The sequence below is a fragment of the Streptomyces sp. NPDC023573 genome (genome assembly GCF_055559735.1).
The window spans coordinates 1-22,571 of sequence record NZ_JBVHKB010000020.1; the positions used below are offsets into that span (position 1 = coordinate 1).

A 22,571-nucleotide genomic window follows, 5' to 3' on the forward strand; every position below is an offset into this window, starting at 1 on the left:
CGACGCCCTCGAACGGCTCGCACTCCTGCCGAACCCCGGCTGACCAGCAACTTTGCCGCCCCTACGACAGCAACCCGAAACCGGAGCAGTGGAACTCGGCGCCACCCCGAGACGACACTCGGGCCCCCGGGCCTGCCCACCCTCAGCCCACCACACGAAAACGGCCCACCAACTCCGTCGGCGGACCGTCATGAAACTTCGAGGTTGGACGCACTTCTTCTGCTCCACTGAGCGGTGCGGCAAAATGAGACCGCTCAGGAGCGCAGCCTCATGAATGGAGCTGTATGGACATGGAAGCGCTGCTATTCGCACTTGGTGGCACAGCGTTGCTCCTTGTAGGAGCCTGCGCGCTGTTCTTCGTGGTGCTTTTCCTGTGGACCGGTGCATCCCCTTTTGGGTGCTCTGGCAGCAAGTCCACGAAAGCCAAGACGCCTGGCAGCGCCATCCGCTTCGACTTCAGCAACAGTCGCCCCTACTTCAGCAACGATCGCCCCTATTCGTCCAGTACTCGCCACGACGGGGCTGGCGGCGACTTCGGCACGGACAACGGCTCCGGCTGGGGCAACGGGGATGGCGGTGGAGACTGACCGCTCTCCTGCTGACAGGCCCGGAAGCAGGACGGAGGCCCCGCCTTCCGGGCGACGGGGTGCGTTCGGTGGCCGGTGCGCCACTCGCGTCCAGAATTCGAAGAGACGTAGCATCTTGGTGTGCCTGCCTTCGACTTCCCTCAAGACCTCCTCGACGCCCAAGCCGCCCTCGACCAGGTGCAGGCCTAGCGCGACGAATTCGCCCAGACCCTGCTGTGGTCGGCGAGCCCTTGCCCGGGTGGAAGGCCGACAAGCAGCTGCACAGCGACTACCAGCCGGAGAAGGAGGACAGCTCCGGCTACACCCCCGAGCAGGCCGAGCGCCTCGCCGGATACCGGGCGCGGATCCTGGAGGTGACCACCTTCGTGCTCACCCACCCGTACTGGCAGACGCTGACCGGCCCGGACCGGGTGGAAGCCCGCACCGCCCTGAAGCACGCCCACGACCCGGCCGCCCCGAGGCGTAGCCATGCCCGACACCGCCCCGTACTCCGGCACTATCAGCGATCTGGAGAAGAACCGGGTCCTCCTGGACTGGCTGCGCTGGCAGGTCGGACAGACCGAGCGCCGCATCCGGGAACTGGATATCAAGGAAGCCCAGGACCGCAAGCGCCGGGAGGCAGCCCGGGCCGAGATGCTGGCAAAATCCAGCCGCAATGCTCCTCCTCGGTCGCACTGCTCCACCGTGGCGGCTGCGCCACCTACCCCGGCCAGGTGGGGCTCATTTCCCGGGAAGACGCGATGGTGGCCCTGGCCGAGCCGGACATCGAACCGTGCCAGGTCTGCCGGCCGGCCACCGGACTACGGGGCTGAACCAACACCACCGGCCGCGCCGTCCTCGACCTACGCGGCCACGTACGTATGCGCCCGACCGCCCCGCCACTCCACCCACTTCGGCCGGTCCAGCAACTGCTCCGCGTCCGGCAGCCCGGCCCGCCGCGGGAACTCCACGACGTCCTGGTCCTCGTAGGCGAGCCCGGCGATCTGCCTGCGGATGGTGAGCCGCCGGCCGCCGGTGGGGGAGAGGCGGTGAAGGACTATCGGCGCGCTCATCTCTTAAGGGTGCGACGCGTCGCCGGTCGCAGCACTGTGGGCGGGGCACTTAGCACCGGTGGGTCTTTCGTCCGGTTTTCTGTCACATGTCGCCCTGCTGACTCTTCGGATCTCATCTGGGTGATCACCCGGCGGAACCCCTGTCACTCTGTGCGTATGGTCGTTTAGCTGAGCGCTACCCCTGGTGGGGACACCTCACTGTGAAGGAGTGCATAAGGGCGATGACCAGGAAAACCAAGGTTCTTGGAGGCGCCGGGCTGTCCCCGTAAGTGATCTTGAATGCGACCTCTCGGATTGTGGTTGGTGTGATCACAGCACCGGAGCCGTGCTGGAGTCCGTGCACCGGGGTGAGCCCGCGCGCCTTCGGCAACCGGCTCACGCCCGACCTGGGTGGTCAGCCGGTGAAGGACTCGGGGCCGAAGCGGCCCCACGCCAGGAAGAGGGCCAGGGCGAGGTAGACCAGGTCGCCCGCGATCGTGACTCTCTCGCCACGGCGGAGGCGCATGGTCAGCGCGCCGGCGAACAGCAGCACCAGTCCGGTGGCGGCCAGCGATACCAGGACCGGTGCGATGTCGAACGCGGCGGGCAGGATCAGGCCCGCCGCGGCCAGGAGCTCGATGGTTCCGATGGTTTTGAGGGCACCGGGGCTGAAGTCCTGGACCCACTGGGTGGCGGTGCCGCCCATGGCGGCCAGTTTCTCCTTGGGCACGAACATTTTGGAGCTGCCGGTCAGGCAGACGGCGGCCATCAGTCCGGCGATGATCCAAAGTGCGAGGTTCACTATCAGCTCCTTGATCGAGGATTGCCCGCTTCCCTTGGGACGAGGCAGCGCCCCCGCATGTGACATCGCCGAACGTCCGAGGTGGAGCACACGCGTCCGTGTCACAGGGCGTCGTGCTGTCTCGTCTCAGAGGGTGTAGCCATCGACGAGCACGGAGGAGCACACCATGAACGCGCGACTGAACTACTTCGCCAGCCCGACCGCCGCTAAAGCCCTCAAGCACCTCATGTCGGCGGGCAAGACGCTCAAGGACTCGCCGCTGGCGGCCGCGACACAGGAGCTCGTGGCCCTGCGTGTGAGCCAGATCAACGGCTGCGCCGTCTGCATCGACATGCACACCAAGGAGGCCGCTGCGGCCGGCGAGACCGCGGTGCGCCTGAACCTGGTGACGGCGTGGCGGGAGGCCACGGTCTTCACAGAGGACGAGCGTGCCGCGCTGGAGCTGGCGGAGCAGGGGACCCGGGTTGCGGACGCGGCCGGCGGGGTCAGCGACGAGGTCTGGGCGCGTGCCGCGAAGCACTTCGACGAGGAGCAGCTCACTGCCCTGGTGGTTCTGATCTCTTTCATGAACACGGCGACTCGGCTGAACATCATCGCCCAGCAGCAGGGCGGCGACTACGAGGTCGGGCAGTTCCACTGATGGGCCGGCGATGAGCCGCCCGGGGCACTGTCGCCCCGGGCGGCGGGGTGTTGCACAGCCCCGCTGACGGACCGCAAGATCACCAGAACTGGCCCGCGCCGGGGGGATACGGCCGGGCGGGAAGACCTCAAGGGGGATGTGGCGTGAACAAGGTCGACGAGTTCGAGGAACTGCGGCCACTGCTGTTCTCGATCTCTTACCGGATTCTGGGCAGCGTGAGCGAGGCTGAGGACGCGGTGCAGGAGACATGGCTGCGCTTCGATGGCTCGACGACCCCTCCCAGGTCGGTCAAGGCTTTTCTGTCCGCCACGGTGACGCGGATTTCGATCGACGTGCTGCGTTCCGCGCGGGTGCGGCGGGAGGAGTACGTGGGCCCGTGGTTCCCCGAGCCACTGCTGAGTGATCCGTATCAGGATCCGGCGCGCTCGGCGGAGCTGGCCGACTCGGTGTCTATGGCGGCGCTGCTGCTTCTGGAGCGGCTGAGCCCGCTGGAGCGGTCGGTGTTCGTGCTGCGGGAGGTGTTCGGTTTCGGGTTCGACGACGTCGCCTCGGCGGTGGGGCGTTCGGAGGCGGCGTGCCGGCAGCTGCTGGTGCGGGCGCGGCGGCACCTGGAGGCCGGGCGGCCCCGGTTCGAAGCGGACCGTAAGGAGCGGCAGGAGCTGGCGACGCGGTTCTTCGACGCCCTCCGCGAAGGTGATGTCGCCGGTCTGAGGGATCTGCTGGCCGCCGACGTGCAGATGGTGGGGGACGGTGGCGGCAAGGCCCCGCAGCTGGCCAGGGCTGTCGTCGGCGCCGAGAACGTGGCCCGGCTGCTGGCCTCCGTTTTCCCGTTGATGGCCCGGATCGACGTGACGTTCGAGCCGCACGAGGTCAATGGCCAGCCCGGCGCCGTTTTCCGGGACCGGGACGGCAAGGTCCTCCATACCCTGGCCCTCGACGTGCTCGACGGTCAGATCCAGATCATCCGCTCGGTGATCAACCCTGACAAGCTCGGCCACCTCGGACCGGTTGCCGACGCCTGGGCCATCGACGGCGAGGTGAAACAAGCCCGCCGGCAGACGAAGTGAGCCCGGGGACAGGCTGTGGGCCGGCTCGTTCGCCTATCCGGTGACGTTGAGGTTGTGAAGGCGGGCGATGCCGCGCATCGCATGATGCACGCCGTCGCCGCGGAGACGGCAATCACGCAGGAGGAACTTGTGGCCTCCTCGCGGTCCTGCCACGTGAGCAGGTGGCCGAAGCCGCACGCAGGCAGCTGCGCAGAGTGGCCGTCGAAACGGGCCTGAACAAGTACCCGGAGATGAGGACGGCCCTGGACGCGCCGGAACGGGGCGAAGCTCCGGCCCCCCCAAAAAACAAACCGGCCCGCTCGCCCTGCGACTGCGCACGGTGATCGTTCAGGCGGACACTCACCGGGACTCTCCTCGCCAGTGGGCCGCGGAGAAGATGGTGCACGGGCGAAAGTGGAGCCGAAGGACAGGTGGACCCGCCCCGTTCCGTGGGCGGGCCGTCTACCGTTCGGAGTGCAACCGTGCGTACTCGTCTTCTTACGGCGGCCGCTGCCGGCGCCCTCGCGCTGTCCCTGGCCGCCCCCGCTCTCGCATCGGCCGGAACCGAGCCCACCCCGTTCGGTCCGCGCGGACGTGCGGCGTCGCCCGGTCTCATCAGTGTGGGGCTGACCTCGGACCAGCGGCTGGTCGGCTTCCAGGTGACCGATCCAGGCGCCAGTTGGTCGTTCGGAAAGGTCTCCGCTCTGAGGGCGGACAGGAAGCTGGTCGGCATCGACTTTGCGCACCTGGGTACGGATGCTCAGGCCCTGGCGGTTCAACGGAAGGCGTCGGCGTTCTCCGAGGCCCACTGCCGGAACGGGCGAGCCGGTGTTCCGGTGACCTGAGAAACCGTGTCACGCACCATCAGCAGCTCGGGGTTCACGTCTCCACCAGTGACGTCGAGCACCGCGTCCGCGGCCTCGGCCCCGAAGACCGCGACCATCTGCGCGTGGGCTTGCCGACGGCTGATCTCGGCGAAGGGCACCTTCCGACCCAGTACTGCCGCGATGGCCTGGACCTGCTGTCGGGCGGTTATCGGCTCTGGCCCGGTCAAGGCATACGTGCGATTGTGGTGGCCGGGCTCGGTCAGTGCCACCCGTGCCACCGATGCGATGTCCGCGGGGTGGATGGTCGGTAGCGCGGTCTCGGCGTACGGCGCGCGGACGGTCTCGCGGCCACGGATGGACGCAGCCCACATCAGGGCGTACGACGCGAACTGCGTCGGCCGCAGGATCGTCCAGGCCATGCCGGTTTCCTTGAGCAGTTGCTCCACCGCCAGGTTCTCGTCGGCGGGGCCGAGGTGCGGGTGGTCTGGACGGTGATGGACGACACCAGGACGACGTGCTCCACTCCCGCCTGCCGGGCAGCTTCGAGGATGTCGGCGTCCGAGCCCAGACGCGACAATAGAAACAGCGAGCGCACCCCCTTCAGTGCGGGCTTCAACGACGCCGGCTCTGCGAAGTCGCCCTCCACAGCCTCGACCCCTTGAGGGAAGACGGCCCCTGCGGCATCTCGGGTGAGCCCTCTCAGCGGCCCGACACCGCATGCGTGCAGCTCCTTCAGCAGGGCCATGCCTATGTTTCCAGTGGCTCCGGTCACGAGGATCACGAGCGTGTTTCCCATCGTCAGATGATTGAGTAGGCGACACGCTAGAACCTCAATCATGCTTCAGGTCAAGAGGACTCCTGGACATGCCCGCGGGTGGGCACGTTCATCCGTACTCGGCCGTGCACGTTCATGTGTACGCCGACAACCCGCCGAGCACGTTCGCCCTGACCGAGCACGGCGGGTTGGGGAGTCCCGCAATGACATGGCGCCCGCCGTGCCGCCGGGCACCGGGCGGGCGGCCGTGCTAACCGGGCATCGAGATCAGGACCTGCGAAAGAGGGTGGGCCTCCAGCAGTTCCTCGATACTGCTGGCCAGGAGCTTGCGCTGGTCGAGCACTGCGGTCAGCGAGCTGGCCAGGCTGGGAATGATCAGGGCTGCGGCCTCGGTGCCGGGAACGATGACGGTCTGCTTGTCCAGGGCGGTGAAGATGTCCTCGATGAGACGTTCTGCCATGCGCGGCGCTTTGGGCTTGAGCATTGTTATCAGCCGACGGCGGCCTGCCTTCCTCAACTGTGCCGGCGATCCGTAGCGTTCCAGCAGGAACAGCACGGCCGGGTGATCCAGCCGAGGGCCCAGAACCCGCTCGAGCGAGGGATGGATTTGGGTGAGGAGGCCACGCATGCGGTTCTTGAGCCGGGTTACCTCGCCGGCCAGGTCGTCGTCGAAGCCAACGATCATGTTCAGCTCGGCGACTGTTTCGTCGTTCGGCGCCAGCTCACGCAGGGTGTGTGGCATGGTCCGGGCCGCCCCCGCGATGATCGCCGCGTCCCGGGCATCGGTCTTCGATCTCCTGGATACAGGTCGGCGATCCGCCGCATTGTCAGCCCGGGAAGATAGGCAACACGGCAGCCCGCATCGCGGGCAACCGCCAGCGGCAGGGCACCGACCGAGGCCGGCTGGTCTACTACGACCAGCACCGTTCCGTACCTCGTTCGCAGCTTCGTGAACAGCTCCCGAAGCCGCGGTTCACTGTTCGGCAGCGGCTTGTCGAACACTCTCTTGCCTGCTGGGGTGAGGGCAGTGCCGTGATGCTCACCTTTGCCGACGTCCAGACCGAGGTAGACGTCGATCTCGCTTTCGTGATGCACAAGCCCCTCCCCGACAGACCCTTCCCGGCCTCAACCTGCGGCATCAGCGTGCCGGCATCCACGTTACGAAGGCCTGCTTCACCTCGACAGGCAAGGCGAGCGGTCATGCCCCTGATCAGCGGTCTGCCAATGCCTCCCGGCCCGGTGACACCACTTTTCCGACCATGATCGACAAGGGGCTCAAGGCATCCGGGCCCGGAGGCCGGGAGCCCCATTGCGGAGCCACGAACACGGTAACGGGGCCCCGGCCGGCGAGCCGCACGACCATGCCATCGGCCGGTCCCGTGGAGGACTGACCACAGAGATCCATCTCGCGTCCGACGCCCGCTGCCGGCCCCTGGCCTTCGTTCTCACCGCCGGACAGACCGGCGATGCGCCCGCGGACTTGATGGCCCAACTTCGCGTCCCTCGCCCACGCGGGCGGCCCCGGGCCAGGCCGGACACCGTTCTGGCCGACAAGGCGTACTCCTCACGCGCCATACGCGAGCACTTACGCCAGCGCGGTATTCGAGCAGTGATCCCCGTCCCGGCAGACCAGCGGGGCCACCGGCTCCGGCGCGGCAGTCAAGGCGGCAGACCCCCGGCCTTCGACCGCGAGGCATACAAACAACGCAATACCGTAAAGCGATGCATCAACCGCTTGAAGCAATGGCGTGGTATCCCCACCCGCTACGAGAAGACGGCCACGATCTACCTGGCCGGACTCACATCGCAGGCATCTTCCTGTGGTCAGCCCGATGATCCAAACGAAACGGCCGCCCGGACCGGATCGGCCCGGCATCAACGGCTCGATCCGGCCCCACATCGCATCGTCAGCGGCGATGTCCTGCGCGTTTCGGAACCGTTGTACGGGCTGCCGGCCCAAGTGCTCTCCGACCACCTTGCCGGAGGGCAGGCGTCGAGGGCGTTGGTCATCAGGATCGCTCCGACGAACCCGGGCAGTACGGTGTTGACCAGCACGTTGTGGGCCCGCAGGCGCGCGGGCAGCAGCAGTAGCGGGTAGAGGAGAGGTGAACCGTTGCTTGACTTCATCGGGCTGGCCGAAGGCGAGGAAGCGGCCTATCGCTTGCTCGTGCGGCGAGGGGCGGCGTCCTGCTCCGATGTCGCGGGGCACCTGCGTCTCGGTGAACTGGAGGCGGCCCGGCTGCTGGGCCGCCTGGAGTCCCGGGGGATGGTCACCCCCGTGGCGGACGCCCCGGGGCGCTATGCCGCGGCACCGCCGCCGCTCGCGTTCGGCGGGGCGCTCGCCGAACGCAGACACGCGCTGCAGGAGGCCGAGGCGGCGGTAGCCGCGCTCACCGAGGACTACCGGCGGTTGTCGGCCGGGCCGGTACGGGCCGACGTCGTGGAGGTACTCACCGGCGCCGGGCCTGTCAGACACCGCTTCGAGCAGTTGCAGCGGGGAGCGACACACGAGCTGCAGGTGCTGGTAACGGCAGAGCCGATGGCCGTGCGCGGCGAGGAGCACCAGGCGGAGGAGCAGGCGACCGCACGGGGGGTGAACTACCGGGTGGTGATTGAGGAATCCGTACTGGAACAGCCGTCCACCCTGGTGGAGCTGTCGTCCGCGCTCGACCGGGCGCAGCAGGTGCGGGTCGTGGAACGGGTGCCCACCAAGCTGGTGGTGGCGGACCGGTCGATCGCCCTGTTGCCGTTGCAGTCGACGGTCGAGGCGGAGGCGTCGGCGGAGGCATCCGCGCTGGTGGTTCATGCCGGCGGGCTCGTCGAAGCGCTGGTCGGGCTCTTCGAGGGCGTCTGGACTACGGCTCGGCCGCTGCTGATGTCGTCCACGGGCGAGGTGGTGGAGGAGCCGTTGACCGAAGGCCCGGACGAGACCGACCTCCTGATCCTCTCCCTGATGCTGACCGGGCTGACCGACCGCAAGGTGGCCACCCGGCTGGATCTGTCACTGCGCACCATGCAGAGGCGGGTACAGCGGCTGGCGGAACTGGCCGGGGTCACGACCCGGATGCAGCTGGGGTGGCATGCGTACGAGCAGGGATGGGTGAAGCGCTGAAAGCGCGGCGGCCGGTCGCGACCCCGGGGGAGGGGCTTGGCGACCGGCCGCCGCGCGGGAGGGGTCAGCGCAGGCCGACGGCCCGGATGATCTCCTGGCTGATGCCGAGTCCGCCGTCCGCCTCGGCGGAAGCCTTCAGCGAGACGAAGCCGCCCGCCTTGTTCTTCGGCGGCAGCAGTGCGGCCTTCCAGGTTCCGGCCGCCGTGCGGAGCAGCGTGACCGGCTTCCAGGTCGCCCCGTCGTCGTAGGAGACCGACAGGGTCGCCGTGTTCGCCTTGACCGGCGAGGGCAGCCACTCCTGGGTTCCGGAGGAGAGCGTCAGGACGACCGGCGCTCCGGCTCTGACGTCGCCCGCCAGATCGGTGTCGATTCCGTAGTCGAGCTGCAGCAGCCTTACGTCACGGCGGTTGCCCGGAGTGCCTGCGGGGATCGCCTTCGAGGCGAACTCCCACTCGGTGTGGGTACGCGTCGAGGTGTGCCACACCGACGCGTCGCGGGAGGCGTCCATCACCAGCGTGTAAGGAAGCTCCTCCGCGGGCTGCCTGGACGCCCTGACCGACCGGCCGGCTGACTGCGCGACCTGCACGCCGTCGCGGTACAGGGCGGTCTTGAACTGGCCGTCGCCGATGCCGGAGGTTCCGGCCGGCCCGCTGTCCGTCCACGGTTCGACGGCCAGGGTCAGGTTGTTGTTGCTGTCGCGGTACGGTCCCGTGAACGCGGTGCCCATGCGGGGCCGCTGCACCGGCTGGAACCAGCGGCGTTGGTAGGACCGGCCCGCCTGGACGTCGGCCGGAGGGCCGTACATCTGCTGGGGCGCCGGGCTCAGCGTCTGGTGAGTCTCCATCCACTTGTACCCGTCGCCGAGCGGGGACACCCACTCGGTGCGCTGCCCCGGGTACGCCTCGTACTGCGCGAAACCGACCCCCGCTCCGTTGGGCGGAATGTCGTAGCGGTAGCCGCCGCCCAGCATGTCGCGGTCGCCGTGGAAGGTGTTGACCACCTTGGCGAGGTCGCGGTCGGCGTCCGGGGCGTAGACCAGAGGACGGTCAGGGACGGTGTCCTTGTGGCGGGACACCAGGTCGTACAGGTAGTCCGGGTCGTCGTCCAGGTCGAGGGAGAGTGTGCCGTGCTCCGCGACGTGGCCGAGGAGCGCGGCCCGCTCCGCCTTGCGGACGCCTGCCACCGGCAGGGCCGCGGGGGACTCCGGCGTGCCGTAGGACTCGTTCGGCCGGCCGAGGCCGTCGTTGACGACGATCAGGACCTTGGCCCCGGCCGCTGCCGCGTTCGCCGCCCGCTTGGCCGGGGGCACCGCCGAGGAGCGGTCGATGACGACGGCCTTGCCCTTGGCGTCCAGGCCCGTGTAGTCCTCCGCCGCGCCGGCACCCGCGTACACGGCGCGCGCGGTGAACTTGTCGGTGGTCTTGCGGCTGCGGGGCTGGGTCAGCGCGTTGAGTGTCCCGTCGTCGGTATGGACGCGGAAGCCGGGTTCGGTTTGCCGCCAGCGCGTCAGGTAGTTGAAGCCGCCCTCGGTGACCGGCTCGGTCGGGCTGACCCACAGTTCGTCGCCGTAGATCGGCAGTGTGGTGGTCTTGCGCATCACCTTGCCGTTGGGAGCGGTCCTGGCCATGTCGTAACGCCACTGCGAGGTCTCGGATGCCTTCGGGGTGCGTACGCCGGCCCTGCGGGCCTTGCTCGCGTCCAGCACGATTGTCGCCGGACCGTCCGTGACCTTGGTCTCCGGGTCGACGAGGAAGGCCGTCGCGTGGGCGTCGGGCGCCTCGCCCTCGACTGCCAGGTGTGACCACGCGACGTAGTTGCCCGGCGCTACGCGCAGCGTCAGTTCGCCGGCGACCATCGGCTCGACGACCTCCGTGCCGCCGAGCGCGCCCAGCGTCACGGTGCCCGTCGCGGGCTTGCCGCTGCGGTCGCGCAGCTTGATGGTCACGTCGTACAGCTCGCGCTCCTTGTACAGCGCGAAACCGGTGTGCGCCACGACCGCGCCGGTGGCGTGGTCCGTGGCGACGACCTGCCCGGAGAAGGAGGTGTCCACGGCGACGCCGGCCGGGTCGAGGGTGAGTGTCGTCCGTGCCGTACCGCCCGCGGGGACGGATATTTCGCGGTCGGCCAGGGTGTACGCCTGGTCGGTGGTGTCCGTGGCCAGGTCGAGGGTGATGTCCTTGGCGCCGTTGTTGGTGTAGGTGACGGTCCTCGTCGTCGCCCGTTCGTCGGCGCTGTGCGGCCAGGTGTAGACCGCGGCGCCGACGGAGCCGGTGGCCGTGAGTGTGCTGCTGACGGCCGCGGCGACGTCGACCCGCCCGGTGCCCATCGAGTACGGCGTGTCCGCCAGTTCCTTGGACGTGCTCATCAACGCGTCCTTCAGCTGCTCGCCCGTCCAGTCGGGGTGCTGCTGGTGCAGGATCGCCGCGGCACCGGCCACATGCGGGGTGGCCATCGAGGTGCCGTCCATCGAGCGGTACATCCCGCCCGTCCAGCCCGGGACGGACTGCGAGGCGGCGGCGACGATGTCCACGCCCGGTGCGGAGATGTCGGGCTTCAGCGCGTGACTGCGCGTCAGCGGGCCCTGGCTGGAGAAGGACGCACGTGCGTCGGACTTGTTGACCGCGGCGACGGTCAGCGCCTTCTCGGCGGAGCCGGGGGCCGAGACGGAACCCTCGGCGCCGGCGTTGCCCGCGGCGACCACATACAGCGGACCGCCGTTCGCGGACAGCGCGTCGACCGCGAGGGACATCGGGTCGGAGCCACTGTCGCCGTAGGGGGTGCCGAGGCTCATGCTGACCACGTCGGCGCCCTGGTCCTTGGCCCACTCCATCGCTTCGATAATGCCGGAGTCGGCGCCGGAGCCGTCGTTCCCCAGCACCTTGCCGATCAGCAGGTCAGCGCCCGTGGCGACACCCTTGTACGCACCGCCCGAGGCCGCGCCCGAGCCGGCGATGGTGGAGGCCACATGGGTACCGTGACCGTTGCCGTCCTCCACTTCCTCGCCCGGCACGAAGCTCCGGGCGACGGTGACGCGATCCTTGACGTCCGGGTGGCCGAGGTCGATGCCGGTGTCCAGCACGGCGACCTTGACACCCTTGCCGTCGAAGCCCTTCCCCCATGCCTCCGGCGCCCCGATCTGCGGCACGGAGTCCTTCAGGGCCGCGTCGGCCTTGCCGTCGAGCCACAGCCCGGTGATCCCGCCTTCGAGGTCACGGTCATCGGCGGAGCCCGCGACGGACTTCCAGAAGGACCGCCGCTCCGCCATGTCCGCCGTGAGCGCGGCACCGCCGATGCTGTCCAGGCGCTTGGCGACCCTGCTTCCCCGGGGCGCGGCCGGCTTCGAGCGGGCCGTCTTCGCGTCGTACGTGGCGATGACCGGCAGCCGACCGCCGGTGAGGGCGTCGTCGTACCCCATCTCGACCAGGTCGGTGACGTTGAACAGCCGCCGGTCCACCTTTCCGGCGGAGAGCAGCGGCTGCGCGTCGAGCGGGACGGCGAAGATGTCGTCCCCGAACTGCTCGACCGACACCTGGGCCTCGGGGGCGGTGGTGACGAGGTCACGGGCTCCGGGGCCGTCGGTGAACGTCACGACGTCGCCGGTGACCAAGGTGATCCGGTGGGTGCTTTCGGGAGATCCGGGCGCTGCCAACGGCTGCGCAGCGGCCGGTGCGGCGGTGGCGTGACCCAGAGGCAGGAGCAGTCCGCCGGCCAGCGCGACGGCGGTCGCGGCCAGAAGGGCCCGGCGCCGAGTGCTCGAGGGTGTTGCCGTGCCATCGGCTGGAGGAGAAGCAGGAATCATGCCGAGCATCCTGCGCGACGCCCATCGGCCCGGATACAAGGCTACGGTGGCGACCTCTCGCCACGGCACAGGTCGCCAGATCCTGGGCGAAAATCGAGGAGCCGTTTTGCCATAATTCCAGGTGAATTATGCCTCGATGCACTTCAATTGGCGGTTGGGCGAGCCGAAACCCCACCCAACCGCGGGGAAGCCCAGGTCAAGGCCACCAGGCAGTATGCCTGGGGGCCCGCGTCATGCAGGCAGCGGGCGTGGCTCCTACGATGCTGCTCGTGACACGCCTTGAGGATCTCCAGCGCTCCCTGTGGGACACCAGCAGCGAGTACGCAGTGCAGCCGGCCCTGACCGACCAGGCGATTGCGGAGACCCAGCGTCTGCTGGACGTCACGCTCCCCAGTTCACTGCTCGACCTACTGCGCCATCAAAACGGGGGCCAGGCCGCGGCCGGCCGCAATGCCTTCCCCACGAGCCAGCCGACCTCATGGAGCGCCGACCACGTCCCGTTCGACAGCATGATGGGCATCGGCCGTCGCGAGGGAACAATTGCCCTGCTCGACAGTCCATACCTGGTCGAGGAATGGGGGCTGCCCGCCGCGGTGGTTCTGGTCTCGGGTGACGGACCGTGCTGGATCGGGCTTGATTACCGGGCCTGCGGCCGACACGGGGAACCGTCCGCCACCTGGTTCGAGGCGGACCTCGACATAGAGCTGGTCCTCGCCCCGGACTTCCGGTCGTTCATCGAAGGCCTTACCGCTGCCCGTGACTTCGAGTGAGAGCCGGGGCAAAACACACCTGGCTGAGCTCGCTCCCGCACATGAGATTGTGCCTCGCCCCGCCGCGTCGTCTCTGCCACTGACCGGTCACGGCGGGGCGAACGTTGGCTGATGCGGCACTAGGGACCGTATTGAGTTCAGATCAATGGGTGGCTCGGGTGAGGTCCTTGAGCCAGATCATCGAGGCGCGTAGGTGGAGGCCGGCGAGGTAGCTGTCGGGAGACTTGGCGTACCGGGTGGCGATGCCGCGCCAGGCCTTCATCTTGTTGTTCAGCCGCTCGACGGTGTTCCTCTCCTTAGCACGTCAGAGGGCCATGCCTCCCGTTGCGTCGATGACCTGGCCGGTTACCCAGCGTGCGTCGTCGGAGGCGAGGAAGGCCACGATGTCGGCCATGTCTTCCGGCCGCCCGATCCGGCCGAGGGCGGCAAGAGACGCCGCTTGCGCCTCGGCATGCGGATCGCCCAGCAGTGTGGCCGCGCTGGCATCGGTGAGGACGGTTCCGGGGGCCACCGAGTTGACCGTGATGCCCCGGGGGCCCAGCTCCTTGGCGAGGGCGAGACTGAAGTTGTCCAGGGCTCCCTTGGTGGCGCCGTAGGCGATCATTCCCGGCGTGGCCAGGCGGGCCACGGAGCTGGAGATGTTGATGATCCGGCCCCCGTCGCGCAGGCGCGGCAGTCCCTGCTGCGTGACGAAGAACGGTGCACGCACGTTCACGGCGAAGACCTTGTCGAAGGCGTCCTCGGTCAACGACTCCAGGGATGCGAAATCCCCGATGCCGACGTTGTTGACGATGATGTCGAGCTTCCCGTCGGGCACGTGCTCCGTGCCCGCGGCGTCGAAGGCGGCCCAGAGGCGGGCCGCGTCGCCGCGTTCGCCCAGCCCCGCCTGGAGTGCGAAGGCCCGTCCTCCGTTCTTGCGGATGCTTTCGACGGTCTCGCTGGCCGCCGTCTCGTCGCGGACGTAGGTGACGCCGACGGCGGCGCCGTCCTGGGCGAGCCGCTCCGCGATCGCCCGGCCGATGCCCCGGCTGCCGCCGGTGACCAGTGCGACCTTGTCCTCGAGTGCTCTTGCAGACATGGCGGAAGACCGCCTCCCGTTCATCGAATCGTCTCTTGAGTGCTATGGAGCGCCTAGACCAGCGGCTTGTGTTCGGGCCACCACCGCTGGACGGCTTCGACAGCCGTCGTCGGGCTGACGTTGAAGCAGAGCTTCGCGCCGGGTGCCAGCTCGTGGGTGGTGTTGACCAGCACCTCCAACAGCGGGGTCAGCTCTGGGTCCAGCCGGACGCCGGCGCCGATCAGCACGATGTCGTAGTCCTTGGCGGTCAACGCGGCGCGAAAGACCGCCTCGGCCGTGCGGCCGTAGTCGAGCAGGCAGACATCGACACTGAGGCCGAGCTCCTGGAGCCGAGCCCGGCCCGCGGCCATTCCGGCCCGGACCGCCTCGGCGTCGATTGCAGGGAACGCCGCCCGTGACGAGGGCGCGTCGTCCACCAGCGCTGGATCCAGTCCGACGTTGAGCATGGATGGGAACATGTCGGTGTACCTCCGGTGACCTGGGGTTTCTCGGACCCACGGTAGGCGCCTGGAGGTCGGGCGGCCCTCCCACATTTCTGGGATACCGTGGCAAGGGTGAGTTCCCCGATGGTCCGGCGCGAGACCGTGCGCGACATCGAGGCGATCTGCCGTCTCGACCTCGACTCCCGAATACTGCGCCGCCGGATCGCCGACCGGCTGACACGCCTCATCCCGGCCGACTCCTACTGCTTCAGCACGATCGACCCGATGACGCTGCTGACCGCCGACCAAGTCAGCGCCGGGCTCGTACCAGAGGCGGCCGCGGCCGCCGCGCACAACGAGTACCTGGTGGACGACGTCCTGAAGTTCGCGGCGCTGGCCCGCTCCGAGGTGTCCGCGGACACGCTTGGTGCGGCCACCGGCGGTGATCCGGAATCCAGCCACCGTTACCGGACCGTGCTGCCGATGATCGACGCACGGCACGAGCTGCGGGCGGGTTTCCTGGTGGACGGCCGCTGCTGGGGCGTCGTCGCCCTCTTCCGCGGCGGCCGGCGGCCCGACTTCACCCCGGCCGACGTCGGCGTCCTGCGGCGGCTGTCCGCCCCGGTCGGTGCGGCCCTGCGCCGGGCCGCCCACCGGGCACCCGACGACACCGCTGCGGGCCCGTCCGAGGCCGGAGTGCTCCTGCTCGACCAGGACTTGCGGCTGTTTTCGGAGAACCTGGCCGCGAAACTCTGGCGGGACGAGCTGGGCCCGTCGCAGGCGGAACTGCCATCCGCGATCCTGGAGGTGGCCGCACGGGGAAGAGGCGCTGAGCTGCCGGCGTACGGACGCATCCGCGGCCGCTCGGGCCGGTGGCTCTCCGTCCAGGCCTCGCCGCTGAGTGGTGGCCCGCACCCGGCGGCCATCGCCGTGACGGTACATCCGGCGCCGGCCGCCGACGTGGCCGAGATACTGCTGCTCGCGTACGGGCTTACACCGCGCGAGCGGGACGTGCTGGCGCGAGTCGTTGCCGGTCTGCCGTCGCGGACCATCGCCGTGGAACTGCACATCACCGCGGCGACCGTGCAGGACCATCTGAAGAGTATGTTCGCGAAGACCGGTGTCCGCAGCCGCAGCGAACTGGTGGCGACGGTCCTGGGCCTGTGACCGGACGAGTGATTACTGAGTTTTTCGTTAGGGACCGTATCCACTTGTGATCAATCTGCGGGACTCGACCTCGCGGCACGGCGTGAGCCGGTAGCCCTGGTGTCATGACGCAGGTGCAACTGAGCGAAGCTGAATGGGAGTTCATCGAGTCCTATCTACCGATCGGCCGGTTCGGTCCGTATCCCGAGCGGTTGCGGCAGCAGTTCGAGGGGTGATCTGGCGGTTCAGGACCGGTGGGCAGTGGCGGGAGATGCCGGCTGAGTCCGGTGCCTGGCCCACCGTGCACAACCGCTTTAGGCAGTGGCGCGACGCGGGCGTCTTCCAAGCCCTGCTGGAGGGGCTGATCGCGGAGGAGGCCCGGCGGGACGAGGTGGACCTGTCCCTGGTCAGTATCGACTCCACCACCGTGCGCGCCCACCAGGACGCGGCCGGCATGCACCTGAGCCCAGACGGCCTCACCGCGCTGGAGAAGGCCGCGGCTGAAGAAAAAGCCAGGTCAAAGGGGGCGACAACAACGGACGAACCGGACAGGACACCGACCCCGGACGGCAGGAGCGGCGCCGCGTCCGGCGCCGGCACCGGCTGCGGCTGAAGGCCGCTTCGCTGGGCCGCTCCCGGGGCGGGCAGACCAGCAAGATCCACCTCGCCGGCGACTGCAGGTGCCGCCCGCTGGTGCTGCTCCTGACCGCCGGGCAGGCCGCCGACAGCCCTCAGTTCATCCCCGTCCTGAACCAGATGCGCGTCCGTCTGCCCGTGGGCCGTCCGCGCACCCGGCCGGCCGCCGTGGCGGGCGACAAGGCCTATTCCTCCCGTGCCAATCGCGCCCACCTGCGCAAACGCCGCATCCGTGCGGTCATCCCGGAGAAGAAGGACCAGCTGGCCAACCGCAAGAAGAAGGGCTCTCAGGGCGGTAGGCCCGTCGACTTCGACGCCGAGCTCTACAAGGAGAGGAACACCGTCGAGCGGCTGATCAACAAGATGAAGGCCTGGCGTGGCATCGCCACCCGGTACGCCAAGTCTCCCGACAGCTACCTCGCCGGCCTCCACCTACGCGCCTCTATGATCTGGCTCAAGGACCTCACCCGAGCTACCCATTGATCGGAACTCAATACGGTCCCTAGTACGACGGCGGCACCGAGGATCTCGACCGTATCCGCTGCGACACCCCCGCAGGAGACGCCCCGGCGGGGTCGGTTCCGGGCTGTGTGTTCGTCAACGTCGCGCCCACGTACACGTTCAACGCGAAGGCGTTCCCGCAGGCCGCCGCTCACGCGTGGCTGATTCAGAAGGCCACGGCCAAGCACCCGGGTTCGATGGTTGATCTGAAGCCGCTGTATTACATGGGTGATGAGGCGCAGAACAACCGTTCCCGTACGCGGATCTGCCCCACGGGGTGGGCCGCGAACAACGGCGACCCCTCCGCCCTGGTGGATGCGGGCGACACGTTGAACTGTGACGAGTTCGCGTTCGCTTCCTCGTACAACAGCGGCGGCATGTCGTCCACCGAGGGCGGCATCAACCCGGCGATCCCGCCGGGGAAGACCACCCCCAGCGGGGATGCTTGCATTTCGATGTACGCGAAGAAGCACGGCAGCATGATCCACCTGCTCTCGCAGAACGGGGCTGACCCCACGTTCAACGAGGTGTGCGGCCGGGCGGCGATCTCGGGCATGCACAACCAGGAATCCATGGGCGGCCACTTCGCGAACTTCATGAAGCAGATGCGCATCAAGGACAAGGATGCGTACTGGCTGGATACGCGCATGGATGACGGCGGCACCTGCCGTTACGGTGTCGGTGGCGGTCAGCCCGTGATCTGCGAACTCGTCGCGCAGTAACACCCCAGCGCCAACACGCTTCGGCCCCCACCCTGACCGTCAGGGTGGGGGCCGAAGCCGTTGTGCAGGCGCGTGCGGTTCAGGAGCGACTCCGTCGGGGATCTTGGAGTTCTCGGGACGAGGTTGTTGGCGCTTGGAACACTTCGGACGGTCCTGTGTAGTTCCGTCCTTCTGAGGCGATCAGTGTCCGTTCGCCCCTGGTCCGGTGCGGTGGTTCACGAGCTCACCGCCCAGATGGCGCGGGTCAGTAACCCCAGGGGCATACGGCGATGTGGGTACGTGATCACCTCGATGGTCTCTGGGACGAGAGGGAATTCGCTTCCTGGTACCCGCGCGATGGCCGACCCGGACTCTCACTGTCCCAGCTGGCCCCGGTCTGTGTCCTGCAGTTTCTGCTCAATCTCTCCGACCGGCAGGCGGCCGAGGCCGTGCGGTGCCGAATCGACTTCAAGTACGCACTCGCCCTGGACCTGGACGACCCGGGATTCCACCACAGTGTGCTGACGGGCTTTTGTGATCGCCTGTGCGGGGACGACCGCGGGGGACCAGCTGCTCTCCCTGTCAGTGATGACACGGGTGCGGGAAGCCGGCATGGTCGCCGAACGCGGGAGGCAGCGCACCGGCTCGACTCAAGTCCTGGCCGCCGCGCGGGACCTCGGAGCTGGTACTCGAAGCGGTGCGGCGCGGCGTTGAAAGAAGCCGCCCAGCGGGCACCGGACATCCTCGACGGCTTGGTGGATACCGAGTGGGCCACCCGCTGCGGGCGTCCAGTCCGACTCCCCAGTCAGCCGAGTCACCCTGTCACCCGGCTGAAACAGGCGGGAGCGGACGCCCGCCGGCTCCTCGAGGGCCTTCCGGACCACCGGCCGGGGGCCTCGCGCGGAAGCGTTGCGACAGATCGTCGTGCAGAACTTCCTCCTCGGCGCCTGTGGCGGGTTACGTCCTCGCGCCGAGAAGGACGCACAGCCCAAAGGAGCCGTGCCGATCGTCTCGCCCTACGACCGCGAAGCCCGCCGGGCCGTCCGCGGCAATACCCGCTGGAGCGGCTATCTGGTCCATGTCACCGAGACCTGCGAGACGGGCCCTCGGACCGACCTGATCACGGACATCGCCACCACCGGGCCGACCCGGGACACCGAGGCCCTCGCCAGCATCCACATCCGGCTCCATGACCGCGGGCTGCTGCCCCGGCAGCACCTTTTCGACGGCGGCTACCTCTCAGTCTCGCTGCTGCACCGCTCCCTCCGCGACCACCAGGTCGATCTCCCTGATCACGGCATGAGACGTCGTGAGGTGCTTCGTCATGACGGCCGCTTGGCCGAGGCTTTTCTCAACAGGCCCGGAAGACCGGCCCTGACCGGAAGCCGCAGCCCATGCCTCAGGCTGCCCGCCCGGGATGGCGGGAAGGGTGCGAGCGGATGGGGCTCGGTGCGGCGATCAGTACGCTGGTGGCCGAGCGCGCAGGGGGACTCCTCGCGGCTGGCGGCTCCCTCGCGAGCGGTGGGCCACGATCGCCCTGCGGCTCGTCGGGTACTCCAGACTGCCGGGTTCAACGCCGAGTCCGGTGAACTGCTCCTCGACGCCGGCTCCGACAACTGGGAACTGGGCCGCCAGGCCCGCGTCGACGCGGTCGGCGTCATCGCCGCGAACCGTGCCGGGGTTCTGGCTCAGCGTGTGTTTGCACCGTGAGGCGCGGTTGGTTCAGTGCTGGAGAGCGCAGTCATCCGCTGCTAGGTGCAGGTGTCGAAGAGTTTCCAGTTCGGTGGTGGGGAAGGCGTGCAGCTGCCACTTCTGGAGGTAGCCGTCCTCGCCGTGGGTTCGCCGCACCCTTTCGGCAGCCATCAGGACAGCATGTGCCAGGGAGGTGCGAGGACGTGTGGACGTCCACACGAGGGTGCCCTTCCCGTCCGGTGCGTCGAAGCTCACCGACATGTCCGGGAAGTGACGGATCGTGATGTGCACGTCGCTGTTTCGGCGACGAAGAATCCACCGTGCCTCTGCCGGTTCGAGGTCGAACGAGAACCGCTGGGTTCCATGGGGGCCGTAGAGGCCCGTCACGCCTTTCAGCACGTCGGCGAGCGCGTTTGTGCAGTAGCTGACGATGTCGCGGTGCTTCGTCGAGCCGTCCCAGATCCTGCACGTCGCCCAGCCGGAGCCGCACAGTTCCCAGCTGAAGTGCAAGGACCTCGTCACTGAATCCCCCTGATCGTCTGCGGACGACGCTACAGCGGTGCTGAAGACGTGGGACGGCCGGTACACCACTCATCCGTGCGAATCCAGTCGGACTTCGCGGCTTCCGTGTGCAGCCCGGTGTCGCCGCTTTCGGGCATGTCGAAACCTCGTGAACAAAGCCACCCGGCCGCCCCGCTACCCCCGAAGTGATTCCCCCTCGAACGTTCGTCTGGGGGCGGTGGTTTGAGTCCCGGCAGCTCACCTCCGCTCGCGCGGAGAGGGCCAACGCGGCGGGGCAGCTGCCCTCGAAGGCTCCAGCAGCCGGTGCTACCGACACTCTTTGGGGCAACGCGGCCCGGTTTCTCCCTTCTATGTGTTTGCGTGGCACTTGCAGCTACTGGACCTGCTTGATGCTTGGGTCATGTGCCAAAGTTCGATCTCCCTGACGTTTACCCCTTCCCTCCCGCTGGAGCCCCCTTGATAGTTGACCATCAAGCGGAACATTGATTCCGTATGGTGGAATTTCAAGAGGGGTGTATCCATGACGCAGGTCAGTCCGTCCCTGGCTCGTCGTCTCGCTCGAAGTCTTCGGACATCGATGTTCATGCAGGTGTTCTGTGCGCTGGTCGTCGCCATCGTTGTCGGAGGCGTGTGGCCCGATGCGGGTTCCGCCGTGCAGCCGCTCGGAGACGGCTTCATTCGGCTGATCAAGGCGATGATCGCCCCCTTGGTCTTCTGCGTCGTGGTCACCGGGATCGCCAAGGCGGGCGACCTGAAGTCCTTCGGGAGGATCGGGCTCAAGGCTCTGATCTGGTTCGAGGTGGCCACTACCGTGGCTCTCGTGATCGGGCTGGTGGCCGGGAACCTTGTCCGCCCGGGCAGCGGGATGAATGTGGATCCCGCCTCGCTGGATGCCTCGGCCGTTGATGAGAGGACCGGCGGCGGTGAACTGCCGTCCACGAGTGAATTTCTGCTGCACTCACTGCCCGACAGTGCGGTAGGCGCGTTCGCCGAGAACTCCTTGCTGCAGGTCCTCATTCTGGCCTGCCTGGTGGGCGCTGCCCTGCTTCACCTGGGACACACCAAGGTGCCGGCGATCCTTCCGGCCGTGGATCAGGTGCAGGAAGTGATCTTCGCCATCGTCGGCTTCGTCATGCGGCTCGCCCCCCTGGCCGTGTTCGGGGCCACCGCCCATCTGGTCGGGGAGTACGGTCTCGGAGCACTGTCTACGTACGGCAAGCTGATCGGCGTCTGCTACGCGGTGGCGCTGGTCTTTCTGCTGCTGCTCGGTGCCGCTTTGAAGATGTTCACCGGCGTGAGCCTGTGGAAGTTTGTCCGCTATACCCGCGAGGAACTGGTGCTGGCACTTGGCACAGGCTCGAGCGAGACGGTGATGCCGCGCATGATGCAGAAGCTGCGGCAGGCTGGTTGCCGCGATGATTCTGTGGGCCTGGTGCTGCCCACCGGGTATTCGTTCAACCTCGACGGGGCTTCCATCTATCTCTCGATAGCGACGCTGTTCATCGCCCAGGCCGTGGGGGTCGACCTGACGCTCGGACAGCAAGTCACCGTGGTACTGGTTCTGATGCTGAGCAGCAAGGGGATGGCGGGCGTGCCCGGGTCGGCGTTCCTCGCGCTGTCGGCGACGGTCTCGGCCCTCGGAGTCATTCCGGCCGGTGCCGTGGCGCTGTTGCTCGGGGTCGACCGGATCATGGACACCATGCGGGTGGCCACCAATCTCCTCGGTAACTGTGTCGCCGTGTTCGCCGTGTCCAAGTGGGAAGGAGCGCTCGATCACGACCGCGCTCGTAAGGTCCTGGACGGCGAGATCGCGTTTGTGCCCGAGGAGGACACCTCCGTCCCAGCGGCTCGAGGGGAGGACGACGTGGCGGCGTCCGCCACGACGGGACCCGGCGCCGAGCGGTGATCACGTCCGCGCATCCCTTCGTCCGACGACCTGACCGCAGCGAAGAGGGCAGAGCAGGTCAGATCTGTGCGGGCATCCAGGCGTGTGCGGCGTGGACGAGGGCACTGATGCCGGTGGTGAGGGTGGGCTCGATGACGGGGGCGTAGTGGGGAGGGTGGTTGGACGGCAGGCTGTGGGCGATGTGCGCGACTTCCTCCAACGTCCGCGCGGGGGCGAATGCTTGTGGGCCGACTTCGCCGAGGAGCCAGTAGACGCAGGGGGCCTCCGCCGTGGTGGCGAGGATGCCGACGTCCTCGCTGCCGGTGACGGGCCCGGGATCGACCGCCAGGTCCGGGCCGAGACCAGCGGCGAAAGCCTCTTGGATACAGGCGCAGGCGTCCGGGTCGTTGATGACGGCGGGGAAGGACTCGGTGAGGGTGATGTCCGGCTCCCGGGGGACCGCGGAGGCTGCGGCTTCGGCCCGCACGATCCGCTCGATGGCGGCCAGGACATTCTCCCGCATCATGGGGTCGAAGGTGCATGATCGAGAGGGGCCAGGGCAACGTTCGAAGGGCTCGCCGGGCTGTCCCGGAAAGACA

At 68.2% G+C, this 22,571-nt stretch carries 17 protein-coding genes and 6 pseudogenes; 13 read left to right on the plus strand and 10 right to left on the minus strand.

The window, feature by feature from the left end; genetic code table 11:
- The first annotated feature begins 284 nt into the window (after nucleotides 1-284).
- Together ACZ32T_RS35645 and ACZ32T_RS35650 are read left to right on the plus strand one after the other, a co-directional pair.
- On the plus strand, nucleotides 285-587 hold the full coding sequence (locus ACZ32T_RS35645) for a hypothetical protein (protein WP_467271930.1): 303 nt from the start codon (nucleotides 285-287) through the stop codon (nucleotides 585-587).
- Nucleotides 588-1,300: 713 nt separating this feature from the next.
- A complete protein-coding gene (locus ACZ32T_RS35650) occupies nucleotides 1,301-1,399 on the plus strand; it encodes a DUF6233 domain-containing protein (protein ID WP_467371643.1) in 99 nt (32 codons plus the stop codon).
- Nucleotides 1,400-1,429: 30 nt separating this feature from the next.
- Here ACZ32T_RS35650 and ACZ32T_RS35655 read toward each other — a convergent pair whose 3' ends face one another.
- Nucleotides 1,430-1,639 carry a hypothetical protein gene (locus tag ACZ32T_RS35655; RefSeq protein WP_467371607.1) on the minus strand — a complete coding sequence of 70 codons (210 nt, stop codon included), beginning with the start codon at nucleotides 1,637-1,639 and terminating at the stop codon, nucleotides 1,430-1,432.
- A gap of 394 nt (nucleotides 1,640-2,033) precedes the next feature.
- Nucleotides 2,034-2,420 (minus strand): DoxX family protein, encoded by a 387-nt coding sequence (locus ACZ32T_RS35660; RefSeq protein WP_467371609.1) that lies wholly within the window; start codon nucleotides 2,418-2,420, stop codon nucleotides 2,034-2,036.
- 166 nt (nucleotides 2,421-2,586) lie between these two features.
- Here ACZ32T_RS35660 and ACZ32T_RS35665 point away from each other — a divergent pair, with 166 nt between their 5' ends.
- Both ACZ32T_RS35665 and ACZ32T_RS35670 read left to right on the plus strand, forming a co-directional pair.
- Nucleotides 2,587-3,060, plus strand: a complete 474-nt coding sequence (locus tag ACZ32T_RS35665; protein WP_467271920.1) for a carboxymuconolactone decarboxylase family protein — start codon at nucleotides 2,587-2,589, stop codon at nucleotides 3,058-3,060.
- 143 nt (nucleotides 3,061-3,203) lie between these two features.
- Entirely contained in the window at nucleotides 3,204-4,127 is a 924-nt protein-coding gene (locus ACZ32T_RS35670; RefSeq protein WP_467371611.1) for an RNA polymerase sigma-70 factor, read from the plus strand.
- A 33-nt stretch (nucleotides 4,128-4,160) separates the two neighbouring features.
- Here ACZ32T_RS35670 and ACZ32T_RS35675 read toward each other — a convergent pair.
- The 3 pseudogenes from ACZ32T_RS35675 to ACZ32T_RS35685 form a co-directional block, all read right to left on the minus strand.
- A pseudogene (locus ACZ32T_RS35675) lies at nucleotides 4,161-4,250 on the minus strand (IS5/IS1182 family transposase); the annotation flags it as partial.
- Nucleotides 4,251-4,881: 631 nt separating this feature from the next.
- Nucleotides 4,882-5,714, minus strand: a pseudogene (locus ACZ32T_RS35680) (NAD(P)H-binding protein).
- A gap of 247 nt (nucleotides 5,715-5,961) precedes the next feature.
- Nucleotides 5,962-6,803, minus strand: a pseudogene (locus ACZ32T_RS35685) (IS110 family transposase); the annotation flags it as partial.
- A gap of 214 nt (nucleotides 6,804-7,017) precedes the next feature.
- On the opposite strand from ACZ32T_RS35685, the pseudogene ACZ32T_RS35690 reads away from it, so the two are divergent.
- Nucleotides 7,018-7,524 (plus strand): annotated as a pseudogene (locus ACZ32T_RS35690) (IS5 family transposase); the annotation flags it as partial.
- Nucleotides 7,525-7,821: 297 nt separating this feature from the next.
- Complete coding sequence (locus ACZ32T_RS35695; protein ID WP_467271914.1) at nucleotides 7,822-8,820, plus strand: TrmB family transcriptional regulator; 999 nt, start codon at nucleotides 7,822-7,824, stop codon at nucleotides 8,818-8,820.
- 64 nt (nucleotides 8,821-8,884) lie between these two features.
- On the opposite strand, the gene ACZ32T_RS35700 is transcribed toward ACZ32T_RS35695, so the two are convergent.
- Nucleotides 8,885-12,619, minus strand: a complete 3,735-nt coding sequence (locus tag ACZ32T_RS35700; protein ID WP_467371613.1) for a S8 family peptidase — start codon at nucleotides 12,617-12,619, stop codon at nucleotides 8,885-8,887.
- Between the two features lie 269 nt (nucleotides 12,620-12,888).
- Between ACZ32T_RS35700 and ACZ32T_RS35705 the strand changes: the two genes are divergently transcribed.
- Nucleotides 12,889-13,389 carry an SMI1/KNR4 family protein gene (locus ACZ32T_RS35705; RefSeq protein WP_467371614.1) on the plus strand — a complete coding sequence of 167 codons (501 nt, stop codon included), beginning with the start codon at nucleotides 12,889-12,891 and terminating at the stop codon, nucleotides 13,387-13,389.
- Nucleotides 13,390-13,693: 304 nt separating this feature from the next.
- On the opposite strand, the gene ACZ32T_RS35710 is transcribed toward ACZ32T_RS35705, so the two are convergent.
- On the minus strand, nucleotides 13,694-14,467 hold the full coding sequence (locus ACZ32T_RS35710) for an SDR family oxidoreductase (RefSeq protein ID WP_467371616.1): 774 nt from the start codon (nucleotides 14,465-14,467) through the stop codon (nucleotides 13,694-13,696).
- A gap of 53 nt (nucleotides 14,468-14,520) precedes the next feature.
- Nucleotides 14,521-14,925, minus strand: coding sequence for a hypothetical protein (locus ACZ32T_RS35715; RefSeq protein WP_467371618.1), 405 nt, complete (start codon nucleotides 14,923-14,925; stop codon nucleotides 14,521-14,523).
- A 96-nt stretch (nucleotides 14,926-15,021) separates the two neighbouring features.
- Between ACZ32T_RS35715 and ACZ32T_RS35720 the strand changes: the two genes are divergently transcribed.
- The 5 genes and pseudogenes from ACZ32T_RS35720 (at nucleotide 15,022) to ACZ32T_RS35740 (ending at nucleotide 19,583) form a co-directional block, all read left to right on the plus strand.
- Nucleotides 15,022-16,056 (plus strand): helix-turn-helix transcriptional regulator, encoded by a 1,035-nt coding sequence (locus ACZ32T_RS35720; RefSeq protein WP_467271905.1) that lies wholly within the window; start codon nucleotides 15,022-15,024, stop codon nucleotides 16,054-16,056.
- Nucleotides 16,057-16,160: 104 nt separating this feature from the next.
- Nucleotides 16,161-17,154 (plus strand): annotated as a pseudogene (locus tag ACZ32T_RS35725) (IS5 family transposase).
- Nucleotides 17,155-17,261: 107 nt separating this feature from the next.
- On the plus strand, nucleotides 17,262-17,894 hold the full coding sequence (locus ACZ32T_RS35730; RefSeq protein WP_467371620.1) for a hypothetical protein: 633 nt from the start codon (nucleotides 17,262-17,264) through the stop codon (nucleotides 17,892-17,894).
- 269 nt (nucleotides 17,895-18,163) lie between these two features.
- Nucleotides 18,164-18,355, plus strand: a pseudogene (locus tag ACZ32T_RS35735) (transposase); the annotation flags it as partial.
- 517 nt (nucleotides 18,356-18,872) lie between these two features.
- A complete protein-coding gene (locus tag ACZ32T_RS35740; protein WP_467371645.1) occupies nucleotides 18,873-19,583 on the plus strand; it encodes a hypothetical protein in 711 nt (236 codons plus the stop codon).
- 12 nt (nucleotides 19,584-19,595) lie between these two features.
- On the opposite strand, the gene ACZ32T_RS35745 is transcribed toward ACZ32T_RS35740, so the two are convergent.
- Nucleotides 19,596-20,087, minus strand: coding sequence for a hypothetical protein (locus ACZ32T_RS35745; RefSeq protein ID WP_467371622.1), 492 nt, complete (start codon nucleotides 20,085-20,087; stop codon nucleotides 19,596-19,598).
- A 520-nt stretch (nucleotides 20,088-20,607) separates the two neighbouring features.
- Here ACZ32T_RS35745 and ACZ32T_RS35750 point away from each other — a divergent pair.
- Nucleotides 20,608-21,993 carry a cation:dicarboxylate symporter family transporter gene (locus tag ACZ32T_RS35750; protein ID WP_467371624.1) on the plus strand — a complete coding sequence of 462 codons (1,386 nt, stop codon included), beginning with the start codon at nucleotides 20,608-20,610 and terminating at the stop codon, nucleotides 21,991-21,993.
- 58 nt (nucleotides 21,994-22,051) lie between these two features.
- Here ACZ32T_RS35750 and ACZ32T_RS35755 read toward each other — a convergent pair whose 3' ends face one another.
- Nucleotides 22,052-22,498: a hypothetical protein gene (locus ACZ32T_RS35755; protein ID WP_467371626.1), complete on the minus strand. Its 447-nt coding sequence runs from the start codon at nucleotides 22,496-22,498 to the stop codon at nucleotides 22,052-22,054.
- Nucleotides 22,499-22,571 lie beyond the last annotated feature (73 nt).

Bases quoted from the DNA above. Each gene is read 5' to 3' on its own strand.
- ACZ32T_RS35645 (WP_467271930.1), top strand. From the start codon at position 285: ATGGACATGGAAGCGCTGCTATTCGCACTTGGTGGCACAGCGTTGCTC.
- ACZ32T_RS35655 (WP_467371607.1), bottom strand. From the start codon at position 1,639: ATGAGCGCGCCGATAGTCCTTCACCGCCTCTCCCCCACCGGCGGCCGG.
- ACZ32T_RS35665 (WP_467271920.1), top strand. From the start codon at position 2,587: ATGAACGCGCGACTGAACTACTTCGCCAGCCCGACCGCCGCTAAAGCC.
- ACZ32T_RS35700 (WP_467371613.1), bottom strand. From the start codon at position 12,619: ATGATTCCTGCTTCTCCTCCAGCCGATGGCACGGCAACACCCTCGAGC.
- ACZ32T_RS35710 (WP_467371616.1), bottom strand. From the start codon at position 14,467: ATGTCTGCAAGAGCACTCGAGGACAAGGTCGCACTGGTCACCGGCGGC.
- ACZ32T_RS35715 (WP_467371618.1), bottom strand. From the start codon at position 14,925: ATGTTCCCATCCATGCTCAACGTCGGACTGGATCCAGCGCTGGTGGAC.
- ACZ32T_RS35750 (WP_467371624.1), top strand. From the start codon at position 20,608: ATGACGCAGGTCAGTCCGTCCCTGGCTCGTCGTCTCGCTCGAAGTCTT.
- ACZ32T_RS35755 (WP_467371626.1), bottom strand. From the start codon at position 22,498: ATGATGCGGGAGAATGTCCTGGCCGCCATCGAGCGGATCGTGCGGGCC.